Raw genomic sequence first — 18,378 nt, 5'->3', positions numbered from 1 at the left:
CTTCTTGGCCTCGTCGCCGAACACCGTCTTGCAGTCCACGCGGATCTGCTCGCCGTTGCTGCGCCAGTAGAAGGTGCGGCAGTGCCGGTTGCCTTCCTGCTGATTGGTCACGCCCACCGCATAGAACGCCTGCAGCACTTCGGTGCGGCTGACGGTACCGTCGGCGTTCCAGTCCATGTCCTGCTGCTCGATGCCCTGGGTAATGGCGATGTTGGCGTACCAGGCATAGCCCAGCCACGCCAGCACCACCAGGATCAGCACCAGCAGCGCCTTGCGGCGGCGGGTGAACGAGCCGCGCAGGATCATGCGGCCACGCGCCGGATGGTCGCGCCCAGCGAAGACAGCTTCTCTTCGATGTTCTCGTAGCCACGGTCCAGGTGGTAGATGCGGTCGATGGTGGTGTCACCGTCGGCCATCAGACCGGCCAGGATCAGCGACGCCGACGCGCGCAGGTCGGTGGCCATCACCGGCGCACCGCTCAGGTGCTCGGCACCGCGCACGATCGCGGTATGGCCTTCCACCTGGATGTCCGCACCCAGGCGCAGCAGTTCGTTGACGTGCATGAAGCGGTTTTCGAAGATCGTTTCATTGATCACGCCCACGCCGTCGGCCACGCAGTTGAGCGCCATGAACTGCGCCTGCATGTCGGTCGGGAACGCCGGGTACGGCGCGGTGGTCAGGTTGACCGCGCGCGGGCGCTTGCCTTCCATGTCCAGGGTGATGCTGTCTTCGGTGGTCTCGATCTTCGCACCGGCTTCCACCAGCTTGGACAGCACCGCGTCCATGGTGTTGGGACGCGCGCGGTTCACCGTGACCTTGCCGCCGGTCATCGCCGCGGCCACCAGGAAGGTGCCGGTTTCGATGCGGTCGGGCAGCACTTCATGACGCCCGCCGGACAGCTTCTCCACGCCTTCGATCACCAGGCGGGCGGTGCCCAGGCCTTCAATCTTCGCGCCGAGTGCAATCAGGCAGTGCGCCAGGTCGGTCACTTCCGGTTCCATCGCCGCGTTGTCCAGCACGGTGGTGCCTTCGGCAAGCACGGCGGCCATCAGCACGTTCTCGGTGCCGGTGACGCTGACCATGTCGAAGGTGAAGTGCGCGCCCTTCAGGCGCGTGGCGACATGCGCCTTGATGAAGCCGTTCTCGACGGTGATTTCCGCACCCAGCGCCTGCAGGCCCTTGATGTGCTGGTCAACCGGGCGCGAGCCGATGGCGCAGCCGCCGGGCAGCGACACTTCGGCCGCGCCGAAGCGGGCCAGCAGCGGGCCCAGCACCAGGATCGAGGCGCGCATGGTGCGCACCAGCTCGTACGGGGCCACGTGCTGGTTCACCGGGCGCGGGTCGACCACGATCGCGCTGCCGCGCGACAGCGTGCCCTGGTCGATGGTGACCTTGGCCCCCAGTTCGCCCAGCAGCTTCACCGTGGTGACCACGTCGTGCAGGTGCGGCACGTTGGTGATTTCCACCGGCGCGTCGGCCAGCAGGGTGGCGCACAGGATGGGGAGGACGGCGTTCTTGGCGCCGGAAATGTTCACTTCACCGTGCAGCGGCTTGCCGCCGGTCACTACAATCTTGGCCATGGAATCTACTTTGAATGAGGTAGAGCCGACCGTTGGTCGGCTGATCTAATTGGTCGGCTGATCTGATCGGTCCGCGGACTAACCCGCTTCGCCCGGGGTCACCGTCTTCAGCGCCAGCGCGTGGATCGCCCCGCCCATCAGATCGCCCAGGGTGGCATAGACCATGCGGTGGCGCGCCAGCGGCAGCTTGCCGGCAAAGGCGTCGCAGACCACGGTGGCCTCGAAGTGAACGCCATCGTCGCCCTGCACGTCCGCGCGGGCGCCGGGCAGGCCGGTTTCGATCAGATTGCGGATGGTCTCGGCGTCCAACGGGCTTTCCTAATAAAATGAGCGCTCATTCTACTCTTCCGCGTGGCGCCCGCATGGCTGTATCGCCCCTGCTCCCCCATCCGGCCGACCCTGCGGCACTGGTCGCCAGCGGCCGCCGCGTGTTCCAGATCGAGGCCGACGCCCTGGCCGCCGTGGCCGACCGGCTTGGCGATGCGTTCAGCCAGGCCTGCCAGCTGGTCCTGCACGGCAAGGGCCGGGTGGTGGCCACCGGCATGGGCAAGTCCGGCCACGTGGCCCGCAAGATCGCCGCCACCCTGGCCTCCACCGGCACCCCGGCCTTCTATGTACATCCCGGTGAAGCCGGCCACGGCGACCTGGGCATGATCACCGAAGACGACGTGGTGCTGGCCCTGTCCTACTCGGGCGAGTCCGACGAACTGCTGATGCTGCTGCCGGTGCTCAAGCGCCAGGGCAACCGGCTGATCGCCATGACCGGCCGCCCGCAGTCCAGCCTGGCGCAGGCCGCCGACGTCCATCTGGACGTCAGCGTGCCGGCCGAGGCCTGCCCGCTGGCGCTGGCCCCCACCTCCAGCACCACCGCCTCGCTGGCCATGGGCGATGCGCTGGCCGTGGCCCTGCTGGACGCACGCGGCTTCACCGCCGACGACTTCGCCCGCTCGCACCCCGCCGGCAGCCTGGGCCGCCGCCTGCTGCTGCACATCACCGATGTGATGCACAGCGGCGAGGAGCTGCCGCAGGTGGACGCCGATGCCAGCCTCAGCGAGGCCCTGCTGGAAATGAGCCGCAAGCGGCTGGGCATGACCGCCGTGGTGGACGCCGACCAGCGCCTGATCGGCCTGTTCACCGACGGCGACCTGCGCCGTGCGCTGGACACCGAGCTGGACGTGCGCAGCGCGAAGATCGCCGAGGTGATGACCCGCAACCCGCGCACCATCGGCGCCGACCAGTTGGCCGCCGAGGCCGCCCGGCTCATGGAGACCCACAAGATCACCGGCCTGATGGTGGTGGACGGCCAGGGAAAGCTGGTCGGCGCGCTCAACATTCATGACCTGTTGCGGGCGCGGGTGGTTTAAACCACAGTTGCCTTCCTCCATTCAGCCACCACCTGCCCCCTGCCGATGCCCTATTCCCCGCTGCCCGGTTTCCCGTCCCACCTGCATGCCGTTGCCGGCCGCATCCGGCTGGCCTGTTTCGACGTGGACGGCACGCTCACCGATGGTCGGCTTTACTACGACCGTGACGGCAACGAGAGCAAGGCGTATTACGTGCAGGACGGACTTGGCCTGAAACTGCTGCAGCAACACGGCATCCACCCGGTGTTGATCACCGCGCGCAACAGCCTGTCGGCACAGAAGCGCGGCGCGGACCTGGGCATCGACACCCAGATCGCGGTGGGCGACAAGCTGGCCAGCGTACGCGCGCTGTGCGCCACCCACGGCATCGGGCTGGACCAGGTCGCCTTCATGGGCGACGACCTGCCCGACCTCGCCCCGCTGTGCGCGGTAGGCCTGGCAGTGGCACCGGCCAATGCCCATCCCTGGATTGCCGAGCGCGTGCACTGGCAGACCCGCAGCGATGGCGGCCGTGGCGCCGCCCGCGAGCTGTGCGACGTGCTGCTGGCCGCACAGGGCCACGTGGACGCGGTACTGGCGAGGTTCGGCGCATGAACTGGCGCACCGTCCTGGGGGGACTCCTGCTGGTGGCTGCCGTGCTCAGCGGCTGGTCGCTGCTGCGCCACCGCGACAAGCCGGCCGCGCAGGCCACCGACGACGGCAGCAAGGATTACGTGCTGCACGACTTCCAGATCATCGCGCTGGATGAGCAGGGCAAGGAATCCACCACCCTGCGCGCGCCGTTGCTGGAGCGGTCGCGCAACGACGAAACGATGAGCATCACCACCCCGCTGTTCCTGTTGCCCGACCAGGACGGCAACCACTGGGAACTGCGCAGCGACACCGGCTGGGTCAGCGCCAAGGGCGACCAGCTCAAGCTCGCCGGCAACGTCAGTGGCGACAGCCCCAAGGTGGCCAACGTGCCGCCCACCACCTTCCGTACCGACCACCTGGATGTGTTCCCCAAGGAAAACCGGGCCAAGACCGATGCGCTGGTGACCATGACCCGCCCGGGCATGACCCAGTCCGGCGTGGGGTTCGAGCTGGATTCCAAGAACAAGACCTACCATTTCCTGAGCCAGTCCAAGGGCCGCTACACGCCCCAACGCTGAGCCGGTGCACCCGCAGGCGACGTCCTCCTGGACCGGCGCCGCTGCATCGCCCCACCCGCCGGCCAGGCCCGTGCCTGGCCAATGCCCCCTTACCCCGTGGCTTCCGGCCACGCCCCTTCTCCGGCAGGACAGACCCTTTCATGAAGATCCCATTTGCAGCCCTCTGCGCGATCAGTCTTCTGGTGCCCACCTTCACCAGCGCGAAGTCCACCGACCGCAACCAGGACATGACCATCGACGCCGGCGCCCAGTCGGGCACCCTGGTCGGCGATGGCAAGACCACCCTGTCCCAGGGCGTGGTGATCACCCAGGGCACGCTGGACCTGCGCTCGTCCGACGCCGAGATCTACATGAAGGACGGCGAAGCGGTGCGCGCGGTCTTCACCGGCAAGCAGGCCAAGCTCAAGCAGCAGCTCGATGACGGCAGCTGGATGGACGCCAGCGCCGACCGCATCGACTACGACATCAAGGGCGAAGTGCTGGTGATGACCGGCAACTACCACGTCAAGAGCGCGCGCGGCACCAACGCCGGCCAGAAGATGACCTACAACACCCGCACCGGCGAAATGAACAGCGGCGGCGACGGTACCCGCGTGCGCACCGTGATTCCGCCCAAGAACAAGACTGCGGCGCCCGCTGCGGCCACGCCGGCCGCCAAGACCACCGTCCCCACTGCCGGGAGCAAGAAGTAATGCTCGTCGCCAAAGGCCTGCGCAAGCGCTACAAGCAGCGCGAAGTGGTCAAGGACTTCGGTCTGACCCTGGAAGCCGGTGAAGTGGTGGGCCTGCTGGGCCCCAACGGTGCCGGCAAGACCACCTGCTTCTACATGATCGTCGGCCTGGTCGAAACCGACGCCGGCAGCATCGTGCTGGACGGCAAGGACATCACCGGCGACCCGATGTACACCCGGGCCAAGCAGGGCGTGGGTTACCTGCCGCAGGAACCGTCCGTATTCCGCAAGCTGACCGTGGCCGACAACATCCGCCTGGTGCTGGAGCTGCGCGAGGACCTGGACAAGGCCGGCCGCGAGGCCGAGCTGAATTCGCTGCTGGACGAGCTGCAGATCGGCCACGTGGCCGACCAGCTGGGCGCCAGCCTGTCCGGCGGTGAACGCCGGCGCTGCGAAATCGCCCGCGCGCTGGCCGCCCGGCCGCGCCTGATCCTGCTTGATGAACCCTTCGCCGGCGTGGACCCGATCTCGGTCGGCGAGATCCAGCGCATCGTCACCCACCTCAAGCAGCGTGGCATCGGGGTGCTGATCACCGACCACAATGTGCGGGAAACCTTGGGAATCTGCGACCGCGCGTATATCCTCAACGAAGGCAGCGTACTGGCGCAGGGGGCACCAGAGGCGATTCTGGCCAACGCCGATGTCCGTCGCGTCTACCTTGGGGACACCTTCAAGCTCTGACGCCCGGCCGCTGCGGCGCCTTCCCTTCGTTCGGCACAGGCATGAAAGCACGGCTGCAGACATCGCTGGGACAACAACTGGTCATGACGCCGCAGCTGCGTCAGGCGATCAAGCTGTTGCAGATGTCCAGCGCCGAGCTGGAGCTGGAAATCGCCGAAGCGGTGGAAACCAATCCCCTGCTGGACTGGGCCGAGAACGCCGAGCCCGCCCTGGAGGTGGCGCCCAGCGACGACGAGCGCCCACCCACCCCGACCGACACCCACGGCGACGGCGAGCACCAGGCCTCGGCCAGTGAAGACTGGGCCCCGGGGGAAGGCGACTGGAGCAGCGGCAACAGCGGCGGCTCGTTCGACGATGACGACAACGGCAGCGCCGCCGAGCGCGTGGCCGACACCGACAGCCTGGTCGACCACCTGCTCTGGCAGCTGCACCTGTCGCACCTGTCCACGCGTGATCGCAGCATCGGCGCCGCACTCATCGACGCGTTCGAGGACGACGGCTACCTGCGCGAGCCGCTGTCGGCCATTGCCGAGACCCTGCTGCCGGCCATTCATGCCAATGACGCCGAGATCCTCACGGTGCTGCACCAGATCCAGCGCTTCGACCCGATCGGGGTCGGCGCGCGCACGCTGGGCGAATGCCTGCGGCTGCAGCTGGACGTGCTGTGCCCGGACACCCCGGGCCTGGCCTTGGCCCGGCGCATTGCCGATGGCCCGCTGGAGCGGCTGCCGCGCAGCGGCGTGGCCGGGCTGGCGCACGAACTGCGGGAACCGGTGGCCGAGGTGGAGGTGGCCGTGCAGCTGCTGCGCACGCTGGACCCGCGCCCGGGCACCCAGATCGGCGAGCTGGCCCATGACAGCTACGTCGTGCCCGACTGCGTGGTCTGGCGCCAGAACGGGGTCTGGCGTGCGGCGCTGGCCAGCCATGCCGGGCCCAAGGTGGTCATCCACCGCGGCTACGAACAGATGATCCGCCGCTGCGGCGAGGCCGACGCCGGCTACCTGCGCGCGCACCTGCAGGAAGCGCGCTGGCTGCTCAAGGGCCTGGAGGCACGCGGGGAAACCCTGCTGCGGGTAATGCGCAGCCTGCTGCAGCAGCAGGCCGCGTTCCTGGAGTTCGGCGAACAGGCGCTGCGCCCGCTCACCCTGCGCGAGGTGGCGGCCGAACTGGGCCTGCACGAATCGACCATTTCCCGGGCGATCGCGCGCAAGTACGTGCGTACCCCGCGCGGCACCCTGGCACTGCGCAGCTTCTTCGCCTCGGGCATCGACACCGACAGTGGCGGCGAAGCGTCCAGCACTGCCATCCAGGCCATGATCCGGCGCCTGATCGACGACGAGAACCCGCGCAAGCCGCTTTCTGACGCCAAGCTGGCTGACCTGCTCAAGACCTCGGGAATACCGGTAGCGCGGCGCACCGTGGCGAAGTATCGTGAGGCCATGAACATTTCCGCCTCGCACGAACGGGTACGAATCGCCTGACGCACCGCGCCCGGCGGAAAGGTTCATTGGCTCATCCGAACAAAGGAGAAACCCGATGCGCATCGAGACGTTTGGCAAAGACGTAGAAGTCACCCCGGCCCTGCACGAGTACGTGGAAACCAAGCTGCAGCGCCTGGGCAAGCACTTCGACCAGCACTGCGAGGTGCGGGTCACCCTGGAGCTGCGCAAGAACGAACACCACGTCGATGCCAGTGCCAACGTCCCCGGCCAGACCCTGCACGCCGAGGCTGGCGGTCAGACCATGTATGCCGCGATCGATATCCTGGCCGACAAGCTGGACCGCCTTGTGATCAAGCACAAGGAGAAAAAACAGCAGCACGCGCCGCTGCCAGTGGGCGACAATGACGACTGACGTCCTCGTTCTTCCCCTGACATGCCCTTGACTGATCTCCTGGCGGCCGTGCGCACGCAAGTGTTGCCGGCCGCCGATCGCGACAGCGTCCTGCATGCCGCCGCCCGGCTGCTGGCCTGCCGCGAAGCCAATGCCGACCTGATCTACCAGAACTTGTGCCAGCGCGAGCAGCTGGGCAGCACGGCGATCGGCCACGGCATCGCCATTCCACACGGTCGCGCGCCGTTGCTGGAGCGCCCGCGCGGCGCCCTGCTGCGACTGGAACGCCCGGTCGAATTCGGCGGCGACGAACCGGTGGACCTGGTGTTCGCCATTGCCGTCCCGGCCCACTACACCCATCAACACCTGATGCTGCTGTCAGAGCTGGCCGAGTTGTTTTCCGAGCCGGACATCCGCCAGGCGCTGCGCGAAGCGCGCGACGGCGAGGCACTGCGCCAGGTCATCGAATTTCCCCCGCCGGCGAGTGCCGCATGAATACCAGCATCACCGCGCGTGAGCTGTTCGAACAGCAGCGCGACCGCCTGGCCCTGCGCTGGGTGGCCGGGCAGCAGGGCGAGCGCCGCGAACTGGAAGCGGGCAACACCGTCTCGCGGCGGCCGTCGCTGGCCGGCTACCTCAACGCGATCTACCCCAACAAGGTGCAGATCCTGGGCACCGAGGAGCTGTCCTGGCTGGACTCGCTGGACTCGCGCCAGCGCTGGGAAACCATCGAGCGGATCATGCATTCGCACCCGCTGGCGCTGGTGATCACCCGCAACCAGGCCTGCCCGGAAGACCTGCGCGCAGCCGCCGACGAATCGCAGACCCCGCTGTGGATCTCGCCCAAGCGCGGCCACGAACTGCTCAACCACCTGTCCTACCACCTGGCGCGCACACTGGCGCCGCGGGTGATCCTGCATGGCGTGTTCATGGAGATCTACTCCATTGGCGTGCTGATCACCGGCGAAGCCGGCTCGGGCAAGAGCGAACTGGCCCTGGAGCTGCTCAGCCGCGGGCACCGGCTGGTGGCCGACGACGCCCCGGAATTCACCCAGATCGCCCCGGACGTGCTCGACGGCACCTGCCCGGAACTGCTGCAGGACCTGCTGGAAGTGCGCGGCCTGGGCGTGCTCAACGTCCGCGAGATGTTCGGTGACACCGCTGTAAAGAAGAACAAGTACCTTCGGCTGATCGTGCACCTGACCAAGCCCATGACCGAGCCCACCCCGCATGGTTACGAGCGCCTGACCGGCGATTCCGGCACCCGCCACGTGCTGGACCTGGACGTGCCGCTGATCACCCTGCCGGTGATGCCCGGGCGCAACCTGTCGGTGCTGACCGAAGCCGCCACCCGGCTGCACATCCTGCGCACCAAGGGCATCGATCCTGCGGCGATGTTCATCGCCCGCCACAGCAACCTGTTGGAACGCCGAACGCCATGAACACCCCCGCCTCCGCCCCGACCGCCGCCACCCTGATCATCGTCAGTGGCCTGTCTGGTTCCGGCAAGACGGTCGCACTGAAAACCTTCGAAGACCTCGATTACTACTGCTCGGACAACCTGCCGATCAACCTGCTGCCGGACTTCGTGCGCAGCCTGCTGGCCGGCCATGATGCCGATGCACCGCGCCGCCTGGCCGTGGGCATCGACGTGCGCGGGCAGAGCGACCTGAGCCAGCTCTCGCACTGGCGCGAAGATGCGCTGGCGGCCGGCCTGGACGCGCAGCTGCTGTTCTTCGATGCCACCGACGAAACCCTGCTCAAGCGCTACGCCGACACCCGTCGCCGCCACCCGCTCAGCCAGCTGGGCCTGTCGCTGCCCGAAGCGATCGCGCGCGAGCGCGAACTGACCGCCCCGCTGCGGCGCGCCGCCGACGCGGTGATCGACACCACCACCCTCAACGTGCACCAGTTGCGCCGCAAGGTGGTCACCGAGTTCGCGCTGAACCATGGCAGCAAGCTGTCGCTGCTGTTTGAATCGTTCGCCTACAAGCGCGGCGTGCCGGCCGAAGCCGACTTCGTGTTCGACGCCCGGGTGCTGCCCAACCCGCATTGGGACCCCGAACTGCGCCCGATGTCCGGGCGCGAGCGCCCCGTGCGCGAGTACCTGGACGCCCAGCCCGACGTGCAGCGCTATGCCGGCCAGCTGATCGACTTCCTGGATACCTGGCTGCCGCGGCTGGGCAACGACACCCGCAGCTATGTCACCGTGGCCTTCGGCTGCACCGGCGGCAAGCACCGCTCGGTGTACCTGGCCGAACGCATGGCCCGCCACGCCCGTGAGCAGGGCTGGCCGGAAGTGGCCACCTTCCACCGGGAACTGGATTGACGGCGTGCCGGGGCACCCGATTTGGAACACAGAAATGTCGTTGGATTGGGGGCCGTGCGCGCGGAAGCGCTTTTTTTGCGGCCCTCGGTGCCATTTGAAATGTCACCCGACCAACGGTCGGGTGCTACCCGGGGTAACCCGCATGCGGGCTACCCCTACCCCCAATTCATGTTGACCTGTTAACGTTCGGGGATGACCTGTGGCATTCTCCTCGTAACACACCCCGGCGTCGGCACGTCCCTGTTGGATGTGGCGACCCGGCTGCTGCGGCACCTGCCGCTGAAGACCGAAGCTTTCGAAGTACCGTTCGACGCAGACCTGGACGTCCTGCTCCCACTCGCCTCGGCCGCCTTGCGCCGGGTGGACAGTGGCCAGGGCGTGCTGATCCTGACCGACCTGTACGGCGCCAGCCCCAGCAATCTGGCCGGGCAACTGGCTCGTCTGGGCACCCCGGCTCGCCGGGTTTCGGCGCTTAGCCTGCCGATGTTGTTGCGGGTGATGAATTATCCGGAACAGGGACTGGATCAACTGCCTGCCACTGCCGCGGCAGGCACTCGCAATGGAGCGATTGTCGACGATGCTTGAACGTGAACTCACCGTATCCAACCGCCTGGGCCTGCACGCCCGCGCCACTGCAAAGCTGGTGCAGGAGCTGGCCCCTTTCCGCTGCAACGTGACCATGGCCGCCAAGGGCCGTGAGATCAACGCCAAGAGCATCATGGGCGTCATGCTGCTGGCCGCCGGCCAGGGCACCCCGGTCACCGTGCGCATCGACGGCGAAGACGAAGCCGCCGCGATGGACGCGGTGGTGGGCCTGTTCGAGCGGCGCTTCGACGAGGACAACTGACCATGCCGGGGCAGCCGTCGCGACCGGGATCGACCGCCGCCAGCCGGACGGCGTCCGGCGCGCTGCTGTTGACCGGGCACGGTGCCTCGCGTGGCAATGCGCTCGGCCGCGCCCGGGTGCGACTGCCGCACGCGCTGGAAGTGGCCGAGCAGCGCATCCCCCCGGCCAAGGTGGAGGCCGAACTGCAGCGCCTGCACCAGGCCGTGGACGCGGCGCGTGCGGAAATGCACGACCTGCGCCAGCGCCTGCAGGGTGCCCTGAACAAGGAAGTCGGCGAATTTCTCGACCTGCACGCACTGCTGCTGGACGACCCGGAGCTGCTGTTCGGGCTGGATGAGCTGATCCGCAGCGGCCCCTACAGCGCCGGGTATGCGCTGCGGGTGCAGCGCGACCGCCTGGCCAAGGTCTTCGACGGCATGGACGATGCCTACCTGAAGAGCCGCATGGACGACCTGGACCATGTGATCGGCCGCATCCATGCCTTCCTGCAGAAGCGCCCGCCGGACGTCAAAGGCATGGCCGGCGAAATACTGGTCTGCGACAACATCGCCCCGTCCGAGCTGGCCCAGCTGCAGGCGCATGGCGTGGTCGGCATCGTCACCGCCGGCGGCAGTGCGCTGTCGCACAGCGCGATCCTGGCCCGCAGCCTGCACCTGCCGCTGATCGTCAACGTCCCCAACGTGCTGCAGAAGGTCGCCGACGGCGACGTGCTGATCATGGATGGCAGCGACGGCACGGTCACCATCAACCCGCAGGCCCCGGACCTGCGCGACTACCGCGTGCGCCTGCGCGAGCACGCGCGCGAACAGCGCGAACTCGGCCGCCTGCGCACCAAGCCGACCCGCACCCGCGACAACGTCGACATCGCGCTGCTGGCCAACGCCGAATCCAGCGAAGACGTCACCCAGGCCCATGCGCTGGGTGCACACGGGCTGGGCCTGTACCGCACCGAATTCCTGTTCCTGCAGCGCAACGAGCTGCCCGATGAGCAGGAACAGTTTGAAACCTACCGCGATGCCGCCCTCGGCATGAGCGGGCGGCCGGTGACCATCCGTACCCTGGACCTGGGCGCGGACAAGGCCGACCGCACCGGGCTGACCCTGAGCAACGAGGAAAACCCGGCGCTGGGCCTGCGTGGCGTACGCCTGTCGCTGGCCCGGCCCAAAGTGGCCGACACCCAGTTGCGCGCGATCCTGCGTGCCTCGGCCTACGGCAAGCTGCGCATCCTGATTCCGATGGTCAGCACCCGCGAGGAAATCCTTGCGGTCCGCCGGCGCCTGGCCAAGCAGGCCGAGCTGCTGCGCGCCGAAGGCCATGAGGTGGCCGAGCACATTCCCTTCGGCGCGATGATCGAAGTGCCCGCCGCGGCGATCGCACTGGAGAGCTTCATCGACCTGGTCGACTTCCTGTCGATCGGCACCAACGACCTGGTGCAGTACCTGCTGGCGGCTGACCGCAACAACGAAGCGGTGACCGAGCTGTACTCGCCGTTGCATCCGGCGGTGGTGCGCCTGCTGGCGCATATCCTGCGCACCGGCCAGGCCTACGACATCCCGGTGGCGGTGTGCGGCGAGATCGCCGGCGACCCGCGCATGACCCCGCTGCTGCTGGCCCTGGGCCTCACCGAGTTCAGCCTGCACCCGGGCACGCTGCTGGAAGTGCGCCGCGCGATCCGCGACAGCGACCTGTCCGTGCTGCAGGCGATGGCGCCGAAGCTGATGCAGGCGCGCGACCGCCGCGGCATTGAACGCTGGATCGAAAAAGCCCGGTAGTGCCGGCCGCTGGCCGGCTCCGCATGAACCTTCGGATCGGCATGCGTGGTTGCCGGCCAGCGGCCGGCACTACCGTCGTTGAATGCGCGCGCCCCACGCGCATCGCCGTCGGCGGCCTACCCGATTGACACACAAGCACGCGATAATGACGCGCTGACCACCCCGCATGCCGCATCCTGTCCGGATCGCGGCCTTTTCTTTTCCCGCAGGAGCTGCCCATGGCCGAAGCCGTACGCCACGACAAGACGGCACGCCAGCTGCGGCTGTTGTCCGATGCACTGGACAGCGGGCGACTGGGTCCGGTGCGCCGGCTGGTCAACACGTTGGCGCCGGCCGAGATCGGCAACCTGCTGGAATCGCTGCCGCCGGGCAAGCGCGAAGTGGTGTGGGGCCTGGTCGACCCGGAAGACGATGGCGAGGTGCTGGTCCACGTCGGCGAAGAAGTGCGCGAAAGCCTGCTGGCCGACATGGACCCCGACGAAATCATCGCCGCGGTCGAAGACCTGGACATCGATGACCTGGCCGACCTGGTCGAAGACCTGCCCGACACGGTCATCGACGAAGTGCTCAAGTCGATGGACCGCGAGAACCGCGAGCGGCTCGAGCAGGTGCTGTCCTACCCCGAGGACAGCGCCGGCCGCCTGATGAACCCGGACGTGGTGACCGTGCGCGCCGACGTCAATGTGGACGTGGTGCTGCGCTACCTGCGCCTGCGCGGCGAACTGCCCGACCACACCGATCACCTGTTCGTGGTCAGCCGTCGCCACCAGTACCTGGGCCGGCTGTCGCTGGCCGCGCTGGTCACCCACGAAGACAACACCCCGATCAACCGGCTGATCGACGACGAGCAGCCGGCCATCGACGTCGGCGAGGGCGCCGAGGAAGTGGCCCGGCAGTTCTCCGATCATGACTGGGTGTCCGCGCCGGTGGTGGACGACAACAACATCCTGCTCGGCCGCATCACCATCGATGACGTGGTCGACATCATCCGTTCGCAGGCCGAGCACCAGGCGTTGGGCGCCGCCGGTCTGGACGAAGAGGAAGACCTGTTCTCGCCGATCAAGCGCGCCGTGCGCGGCCGCGTGGTCTGGCTGGGCATCAACCTGTGCACCGCGTTCCTGGCCGCCAGCGTGATCGGACAGTTCGAGCTGACCCTGCAGAAGGTGGTGGCGCTGGCGGTGCTGATGCCGATCGTGGCCGGCGTCGGCGGCAATGCCGCCGTGCAGGTGCTGACCCTCATGGTGCGCGGCATCGCGCTGGGCCAGGTGGGTCCGAGCAATGCACGCATCCTGCTGTGGAAGGAATCGCGCGTGGCGCTGATCAACGGCACGCTGATCGGCACGGTGGTGGGCATCATCGCCTTCCTGTGGTTCCACAGTTTCCTGCTGTCGCTGGTGATCACCCTGGCGTTGATCATCAACTTCTGCGCCGCGGCGCTGGCCGGCGTGCTGCTGCCGCTGATGCTCAAGCGCATGAACGTCGATCCGGCCGTGGCCGGCACCGTGGTGGTGACCGCGGTCACCGACGTGATGGGCTTCTTCAGCTTCCTTGGGCTGGCCACCCTGATCCTGCTGCACTGACCCTGGACCCCGCATGGCCGTGACCCTCGACAACTACTTCGTCCCCGGCTGGCGCGACGCGACGTATACCTGTGCCGCCTGCGAATGGCAGGGCAGCGCGCGCCAGATGCCGATGGAGCTGCACGAAGACGAAGCGCAGTTCGACTGCCCGCAGTGCGAAAACCCGATCCTGCTGGTGGTCCACCCCACCCTGGCCCAGGTACAGGCGGCCGCCGCCGACGGGCATCCCGAGGCGATCGAGCAGATGGAGATCCTGGCCGCCGCGCCGCGCCCGGACTGATGCACTGCACGATGCCCCGGCGCGCCAGGGCGCCTAGACTGAAAACGCTTTCAGTCGAGGATGGGCAATGGCACGACGCACCGGGTGGCTGCTGTGGGCAATGGCGATGGTGACGCTGGCCGGGTGTGCGCCCACCCGCGAGGACGTGGGCCGGTTTGAAGCCCGCGCGGTGAAGGTTGACGGACGTACCGCGTATTACCAGGTCTTCGTGCCTCGCAGCGCACGGGCACAGGCCGATCGCCTGCCGGTTGTATTGTTCCTGCACGGTTCGGGCGAACGCGGCAACGACAACCAGGCCCAGACCGAGGCCGGGCTGGGGCCCTACCTGCGCGGCCATGCCGACACCTTCCCCGCGCTGGTGGTGCTGCCCCAGGTGCCGGGCGACGGCGAGTGGTCCGGCGACAACAACCGCGTCGCGCTGGCCGCGCTGGATGCCACCGTGGCCGAGTTCAACGCCGACCCGCAGCGCCAGTACCTCACCGGCATGTCGATGGGCGGCTACGGCAGCTGGAACATCGCGCTGGACAGCCCGCAGCGCTTCGCCGCGATCGTGCCGGTGTGCGGCGCGGTACTGGCCCCGCGCGCGGTGCGCCCGACCCTGTTCGTGGAAGATGTGGCGCATGAGGCCGACCCGTACGCGGCCATCGCCCAGCGCCTGAAACACACCCCAATCTGGATGTTCCATGGCGCACGCGACGACGTGGTGCCGCCGGAAGACGACCGCCGGCTGAAGGCGGCCTTCGAGCAGGCCGGGGCCAAGGACGTGCGCTACACCGAGTACCCGGATGGCAACCACAATGCATGGGATGCCACGTATGCCGATGACGCGATGTGGGCGTGGGTGTGGGCGCAGAAGCGGTAAACGTAACGCCGCATACCGGGTTCCTGGATCCCGCAACCCGGTAGTGCCGGCCGCTGGCCGGCTCCTCACAATCCAACCGGGTAGTGCCGGCCGCTGGCCGGCTCCTCGCAATCCAACCGGGTAGTGCCGGCCGCTGGCCGGCTCCTCGCAATCCAACCGGGTAGGGCCGGCCGCTGGCCGGCTCCTCGCAATCCAACCGGGTAGTGCCGGCCGCTGGCCGGCTCCTCGATACCGCTGGATTCATGCAGAGCCGGCCAGCGGCCGGCACTACCCGTTTGCGGCCGGCGGCCTGCATTGCCGCGGTGTTGCACCACGGGCGCGTGCGCGCTTGCCTGACACCCTTGCGCTGGGCGATGAATCACGATGCCCCATGAGCTCTTCCCGACTGCGCATCGGCCGTTGTTCGCTTCCCGGGCAGGCGTACACCCTGACGATGGTGTGCCACAACCGGCACCGCTGGTTTGATGATCCCGGCATGGCCGCCATCGCCATGCATCACCTGCGCGACATCGACCAACGTGGTTACGCCCGGTCACTGGTCTGGGTCGTGATGCCCGATCACGTGCATTGGCTGGTGGAACTCGGGACCCAGCCGCTGGCAGGTATCGCGCGCCGTTTCAAATCATCGAGTGCCCTGGCCATCAACCGAGCACTCGGTCGCGGTGGCGCGCTGTGGCAGGCTGGCTATCACAATCACGCCGTACGGTCGGACGATTCGCTGCATCGCCATGCCATGTACATCCTGGGCAATCCGGTCCGGGCAGGCCTGACTGAGCAGATCGAGGACTACCCGTACGCCTGGAGCCTATGGACCGGGTAGTGCCGGCCGCTGGCCGGCTCTTCGTCTGGACCCACCGGTAGTGCCGTCCGCTGGCCGGCTCCTCGTCTGGACCCACCGGCAATGCCGGCCGCTGGCCGGCTCTTCGCATGGACCCACCGGCAATGCCGGCCGCTGGCCGGCTCTTCGTATGGACCCACCGGTAGTGCCGGCCGCTGGCCGGCTCTTCGCATGGACCCACCGGTAGTGCCGGCCGCTGGCCGGCTCTTCGCATGGACCCACCGGTAGTGCCGGCCGCTGGCCGGCTCCTCATACCGCTGGATTCATGCAGAGCCGGCCAGCGGCCGGCACTACCCCTGCGCGGGTGGTTGGCTGGGGAGCCGGCCAGCGGCCGGCACTACCCATGCGCGGGTGGTTGACTGGGAGCCGGCCAGCGGCCGGCACTACCGTGGTGCGGGAGGTTGGAGGGGCGGCGGCGGGCACGGTCGTATCCGGATGCTCCGCACGCGGCACATTCCGCGCCTCACCCCAGCAACGTTTCCAACACGGCCATGCGGACGGCGACGCCGTTCGCGACCTGGCGCAGTACCCACGACTGCGGGCCGTCGGCCACTTCGTCGGTGACTTCCACGCCGCGGTTGATCGGGCCCGGGTGCAGCACGGCGGCATCGGTGCCGGCGCGCTTGAGGCGCGCGGCATCCAGCCCGTACTGCGTGTGGTACTGCTCGATCGACGGCACCAGGCCCTCTTCCATGCGCTCGCGCTGCAGGCGCAGCATCATCAGCGCATCCACGCCTTCCAGCATGGCGTCGAAATCCTGGCCGACGATGCAGCCCTTCAGGGTGTCATCGTCCGGCAGCAGCGACTGCGGGCCGCACACACGGATCTCGCCCACGCCCAGCGTACGCAGCGCGTGCAGGTCGGTGCGGGCCACGCGCGAGTGCTTCACGTCGCCGACGATCACCACCTTCATCTTGGAAAAATCGCTGCCCTTGGCCTGGCGCAGGGTCAGCATGTCCAGCAGGCCCTGGGTCGGGTGCGAGCTGCGGCCGTCACCGGCATTGACCAGCGCGGTGCCCTCGCCTGCGGCCGCCGCCAGGGCCGCCACGGCGCCGTCGTCGGGGTGGCGCACCACGAAGCCGCGCACGCCCATCGCTTCCAGGTTCTTCAGCGTGTCGCAGGCGGTTTCGCCCTTGCGCGTGGACGAGGTGGACGCGTCGAAATTCAGCACGTCCGCGCCCAGCCGCTGCGCGGCCAGCTGGAACGAGCTGCGCGTGCGCGTGGAGGGTTCGAAGAACAGCGTGCATACCGCCGCGCCGCCCAGCACGTGGCGCTTGTTGCCCACCCGGCCCACTGCCGCATCGCGGATCTGGCCGGCACGGTCGAGCAGCTGCAACAGGGTTTGACGGGGCAGACCTTCCAGGGTCAGCAGGTGGCGCAGGCGTCCATCGGAATCAAGTTGCGAAGCGGTCATGGGCGGGAGTCTGTGAGTCAGGAAACGGGGGTGGCATCGTCCGGGCAGGACAACCAGCGCTCGATGATGACCGCGGCGGCCACGGCATCGAGGGTGGCGGCATCGCGGCGACGCTTGCGGCCTTCGGCACGTTCGACGGCAAACCGGCGGGCCGCTTCGACCGAGCTGGAGCGCTCGTCGACCAGCACCACCGGCAGCTTGAAACGCTCCCGCAGCTGGCGGGCAAAGCCCTGCGCACGCTTGCGGTTGGGCTGGTCCTGGCCGTCCAGGGTGAGCGGGTCGCCCACCACCAGGCCGTCAGGCCGCCATTCTTTGATCAGGCGCTCCACCGCGGCCCAGTCCGGGCCGTTGCCGTGCACATCCACCACCGCGATCGCGCGTGCATGGGTGCCGAACGAACTGCCGATGGCCACGCCGATGCGGCGCGAGCCGACGTCGAAGCCCAGCACGGTGCCATCGCGTCGGATGGTGCCGGGGGCGCCTGCAGCGGGCGGCGGCGGGGTGGACTCAGACATGGCCGCTGTAATCGGTCAGCAGGAACAGGTCGACGCCAATGCGCGAGGCGGCGCCCTGCCAGCGCTGTTCGAACGGCGTGCTGAACAGCAGTTCGGTATCGGCCGGCACGGTCAGCCAGCTGTTTTCACCCAGCTCGCTTTCCAGCTGGCCTTCGCTCCAGCCGGCGCAGCCGAGGGTGACCAGCGCGTTGCGTGGACCTTCGCCGCGGGCCATCGCCTCGAGGATGTCGCGCGAGGTGGTCAGGTACACGCCCTCGCCGACGGCCAGGCTGGAATCCCAGCTGCGCGCATCGTCATGGATGACAAAGCCGCGCTCGGGATGCACCGGGCCGCCGTTGAGCACGATCTGGCCACGCAGGTCGGGGCTGTCGGTGGTGATTTCCATCTGCGCCAGCACGTCGCCCAGGGTGTACTCGGACGGCTGGTTGACCAGCACGCCCATGGCACCGTTGTCGTCGTGCTGACAGATCAGCGCCACGCTGCGCGCGAAGGTGGGATCGGTCAGCGACGGCAGCGCGACCAGCAGGTGATGGGCGAGGGAGGTGGAGAGCTCGGACATGGGCCCATTCTACCCGCTGGGCCCGGGACACGGGCGTGAGCGC

23 protein-coding genes are annotated in these 18,378 nt (G+C 68.2%); 17 read left to right on the top strand and 6 right to left on the bottom strand.

Features of this window, described 5'->3' with window-relative positions:
• The 3 genes from AC6CHL_RS20520 to AC6CHL_RS20510 all read right to left on the bottom strand — a co-directional run.
• The coding region (locus AC6CHL_RS20520; protein WP_498296016.1) for an EF-hand domain-containing protein at positions 1-306 on the bottom strand (306 nt) is incomplete at its 3' end.
• Positions 303-1,580 (bottom strand): UDP-N-acetylglucosamine 1-carboxyvinyltransferase, encoded by a 1,278-nt coding sequence (murA, locus tag AC6CHL_RS20515; protein WP_038689962.1) that lies wholly within the window; start codon positions 1,578-1,580, stop codon positions 303-305. The genes AC6CHL_RS20520 and murA, both read right to left, overlap by 4 nt.
• 78 nt (positions 1,581-1,658) lie before the next feature.
• Positions 1,659-1,889: a BolA family protein gene (locus AC6CHL_RS20510; RefSeq protein WP_038689964.1), complete on the bottom strand. Its 231-nt coding sequence runs from the start codon at positions 1,887-1,889 to the stop codon at positions 1,659-1,661.
• Between the two features lie 53 nt (positions 1,890-1,942).
• Between AC6CHL_RS20510 and AC6CHL_RS20505 the strand changes: the two genes are divergently transcribed.
• The 17 genes from AC6CHL_RS20505 (at position 1,943) to AC6CHL_RS20425 (ending at position 15,829) form a co-directional block, all read left to right on the top strand.
• Positions 1,943-2,944 carry a KpsF/GutQ family sugar-phosphate isomerase gene (locus tag AC6CHL_RS20505; RefSeq protein WP_038689966.1) on the top strand — a complete coding sequence of 334 codons (1,002 nt, stop codon included), beginning with the start codon at positions 1,943-1,945 and terminating at the stop codon, positions 2,942-2,944.
• Between the two features lie 45 nt (positions 2,945-2,989).
• Positions 2,990-3,538: a KdsC family phosphatase gene (locus AC6CHL_RS20500; protein WP_038689968.1), complete on the top strand. Its 549-nt coding sequence runs from the start codon at positions 2,990-2,992 to the stop codon at positions 3,536-3,538.
• Positions 3,535-4,095, top strand: a complete 561-nt coding sequence (gene lptC / locus AC6CHL_RS20495) for an LPS export ABC transporter periplasmic protein LptC (RefSeq protein ID WP_038689969.1) — start codon at positions 3,535-3,537, stop codon at positions 4,093-4,095. Before AC6CHL_RS20500 ends, lptC begins: the two co-directional genes overlap by 4 nt.
• A 140-nt stretch (positions 4,096-4,235) precedes the next feature.
• Entirely contained in the window at positions 4,236-4,787 is a 552-nt protein-coding gene (gene lptA, locus AC6CHL_RS20490) for a lipopolysaccharide transport periplasmic protein LptA (RefSeq protein WP_498296013.1), read from the top strand.
• On the top strand, positions 4,787-5,506 hold the full coding sequence (lptB, locus tag AC6CHL_RS20485) for an LPS export ABC transporter ATP-binding protein (protein ID WP_038689973.1): 720 nt from the start codon (positions 4,787-4,789) through the stop codon (positions 5,504-5,506). The genes lptA and lptB overlap by 1 nt, the downstream gene beginning before the upstream one ends.
• A gap of 41 nt (positions 5,507-5,547) precedes the next feature.
• Complete coding sequence (locus AC6CHL_RS20480; protein ID WP_447592308.1) at positions 5,548-6,987, top strand: RNA polymerase factor sigma-54; 1,440 nt, start codon at positions 5,548-5,550, stop codon at positions 6,985-6,987.
• 55 nt (positions 6,988-7,042) lie between these two features.
• Positions 7,043-7,360: a ribosome hibernation-promoting factor, HPF/YfiA family gene (gene hpf, locus AC6CHL_RS20475; protein WP_038689977.1), complete on the top strand. Its 318-nt coding sequence runs from the start codon at positions 7,043-7,045 to the stop codon at positions 7,358-7,360.
• A 21-nt stretch (positions 7,361-7,381) separates the two neighbouring features.
• Positions 7,382-7,834 carry a PTS sugar transporter subunit IIA gene (locus tag AC6CHL_RS20470; RefSeq protein WP_038689979.1) on the top strand — a complete coding sequence of 151 codons (453 nt, stop codon included), beginning with the start codon at positions 7,382-7,384 and terminating at the stop codon, positions 7,832-7,834.
• Entirely contained in the window at positions 7,831-8,781 is a 951-nt protein-coding gene (gene hprK, locus AC6CHL_RS20465; RefSeq protein ID WP_038689981.1) for an HPr(Ser) kinase/phosphatase, read from the top strand. The genes AC6CHL_RS20470 and hprK overlap by 4 nt, the downstream gene beginning before the upstream one ends.
• Complete coding sequence (gene rapZ / locus AC6CHL_RS20460) at positions 8,778-9,668, top strand: RNase adapter RapZ (protein ID WP_038689983.1); 891 nt, start codon at positions 8,778-8,780, stop codon at positions 9,666-9,668. The genes hprK and rapZ overlap by 4 nt, the downstream gene beginning before the upstream one ends.
• 192 nt (positions 9,669-9,860) lie before the next feature.
• On the top strand, positions 9,861-10,253 hold the full coding sequence (locus AC6CHL_RS20455; RefSeq protein ID WP_038689985.1) for a PTS sugar transporter subunit IIA: 393 nt from the start codon (positions 9,861-9,863) through the stop codon (positions 10,251-10,253).
• Positions 10,246-10,515, top strand: a complete 270-nt coding sequence (locus AC6CHL_RS20450) for an HPr family phosphocarrier protein (RefSeq protein ID WP_038689987.1) — start codon at positions 10,246-10,248, stop codon at positions 10,513-10,515. The genes AC6CHL_RS20455 and AC6CHL_RS20450 overlap by 8 nt, the downstream gene beginning before the upstream one ends.
• A 2-nt stretch (positions 10,516-10,517) precedes the next feature.
• Positions 10,518-12,287: a phosphoenolpyruvate--protein phosphotransferase gene (gene ptsP / locus AC6CHL_RS20445; RefSeq protein ID WP_244880132.1), complete on the top strand. Its 1,770-nt coding sequence runs from the start codon at positions 10,518-10,520 to the stop codon at positions 12,285-12,287.
• Between the two features lie 218 nt (positions 12,288-12,505).
• Entirely contained in the window at positions 12,506-13,867 is a 1,362-nt protein-coding gene (mgtE, locus tag AC6CHL_RS20440) for a magnesium transporter (RefSeq protein ID WP_038689989.1), read from the top strand.
• 13 nt (positions 13,868-13,880) lie between these two features.
• Complete coding sequence (locus AC6CHL_RS20435; RefSeq protein WP_038689991.1) at positions 13,881-14,147, top strand: hypothetical protein; 267 nt, start codon at positions 13,881-13,883, stop codon at positions 14,145-14,147.
• Between the two features lie 100 nt (positions 14,148-14,247).
• Positions 14,248-15,009 carry a carboxylesterase family protein gene (locus AC6CHL_RS20430; protein WP_498296018.1) on the top strand — a complete coding sequence of 254 codons (762 nt, stop codon included), beginning with the start codon at positions 14,248-14,250 and terminating at the stop codon, positions 15,007-15,009.
• Between the two features lie 370 nt (positions 15,010-15,379).
• Positions 15,380-15,829, top strand: coding sequence for an REP-associated tyrosine transposase (locus AC6CHL_RS20425; protein WP_498296011.1), 450 nt, complete (start codon positions 15,380-15,382; stop codon positions 15,827-15,829).
• A gap of 481 nt (positions 15,830-16,310) precedes the next feature.
• On the opposite strand, the gene AC6CHL_RS20420 is transcribed toward AC6CHL_RS20425, so the two are convergent.
• Genes AC6CHL_RS20420 through AC6CHL_RS20410 form a run of 3 tightly spaced genes read right to left on the bottom strand, consistent with a single transcriptional unit; the run spans position 16,311 to position 18,335 of the window.
• Positions 16,311-17,261: an aspartate carbamoyltransferase catalytic subunit gene (locus AC6CHL_RS20420; RefSeq protein ID WP_137188783.1), complete on the bottom strand. Its 951-nt coding sequence runs from the start codon at positions 17,259-17,261 to the stop codon at positions 16,311-16,313.
• A 17-nt stretch (positions 17,262-17,278) separates the two neighbouring features.
• The gene (gene ruvX / locus AC6CHL_RS20415; RefSeq protein ID WP_498296009.1) at positions 17,279-17,776 is read right to left on the bottom strand and encodes a Holliday junction resolvase RuvX; all 498 of its coding nucleotides are present in this window, start codon (positions 17,774-17,776) and stop codon (positions 17,279-17,281) included.
• A complete protein-coding gene (locus AC6CHL_RS20410) occupies positions 17,769-18,335 on the bottom strand; it encodes a YqgE/AlgH family protein (RefSeq protein ID WP_038689999.1) in 567 nt (188 codons plus the stop codon). Before AC6CHL_RS20410 ends, ruvX begins: the two co-directional genes overlap by 8 nt.
• Between the last annotated feature and the right edge of the window lie 43 nt (positions 18,336-18,378).

Source organism: Stenotrophomonas sp. GQ19 (assembly GCF_059758695.1).
This window is presented reverse-complemented; position numbering and strand designations above follow the sequence as displayed.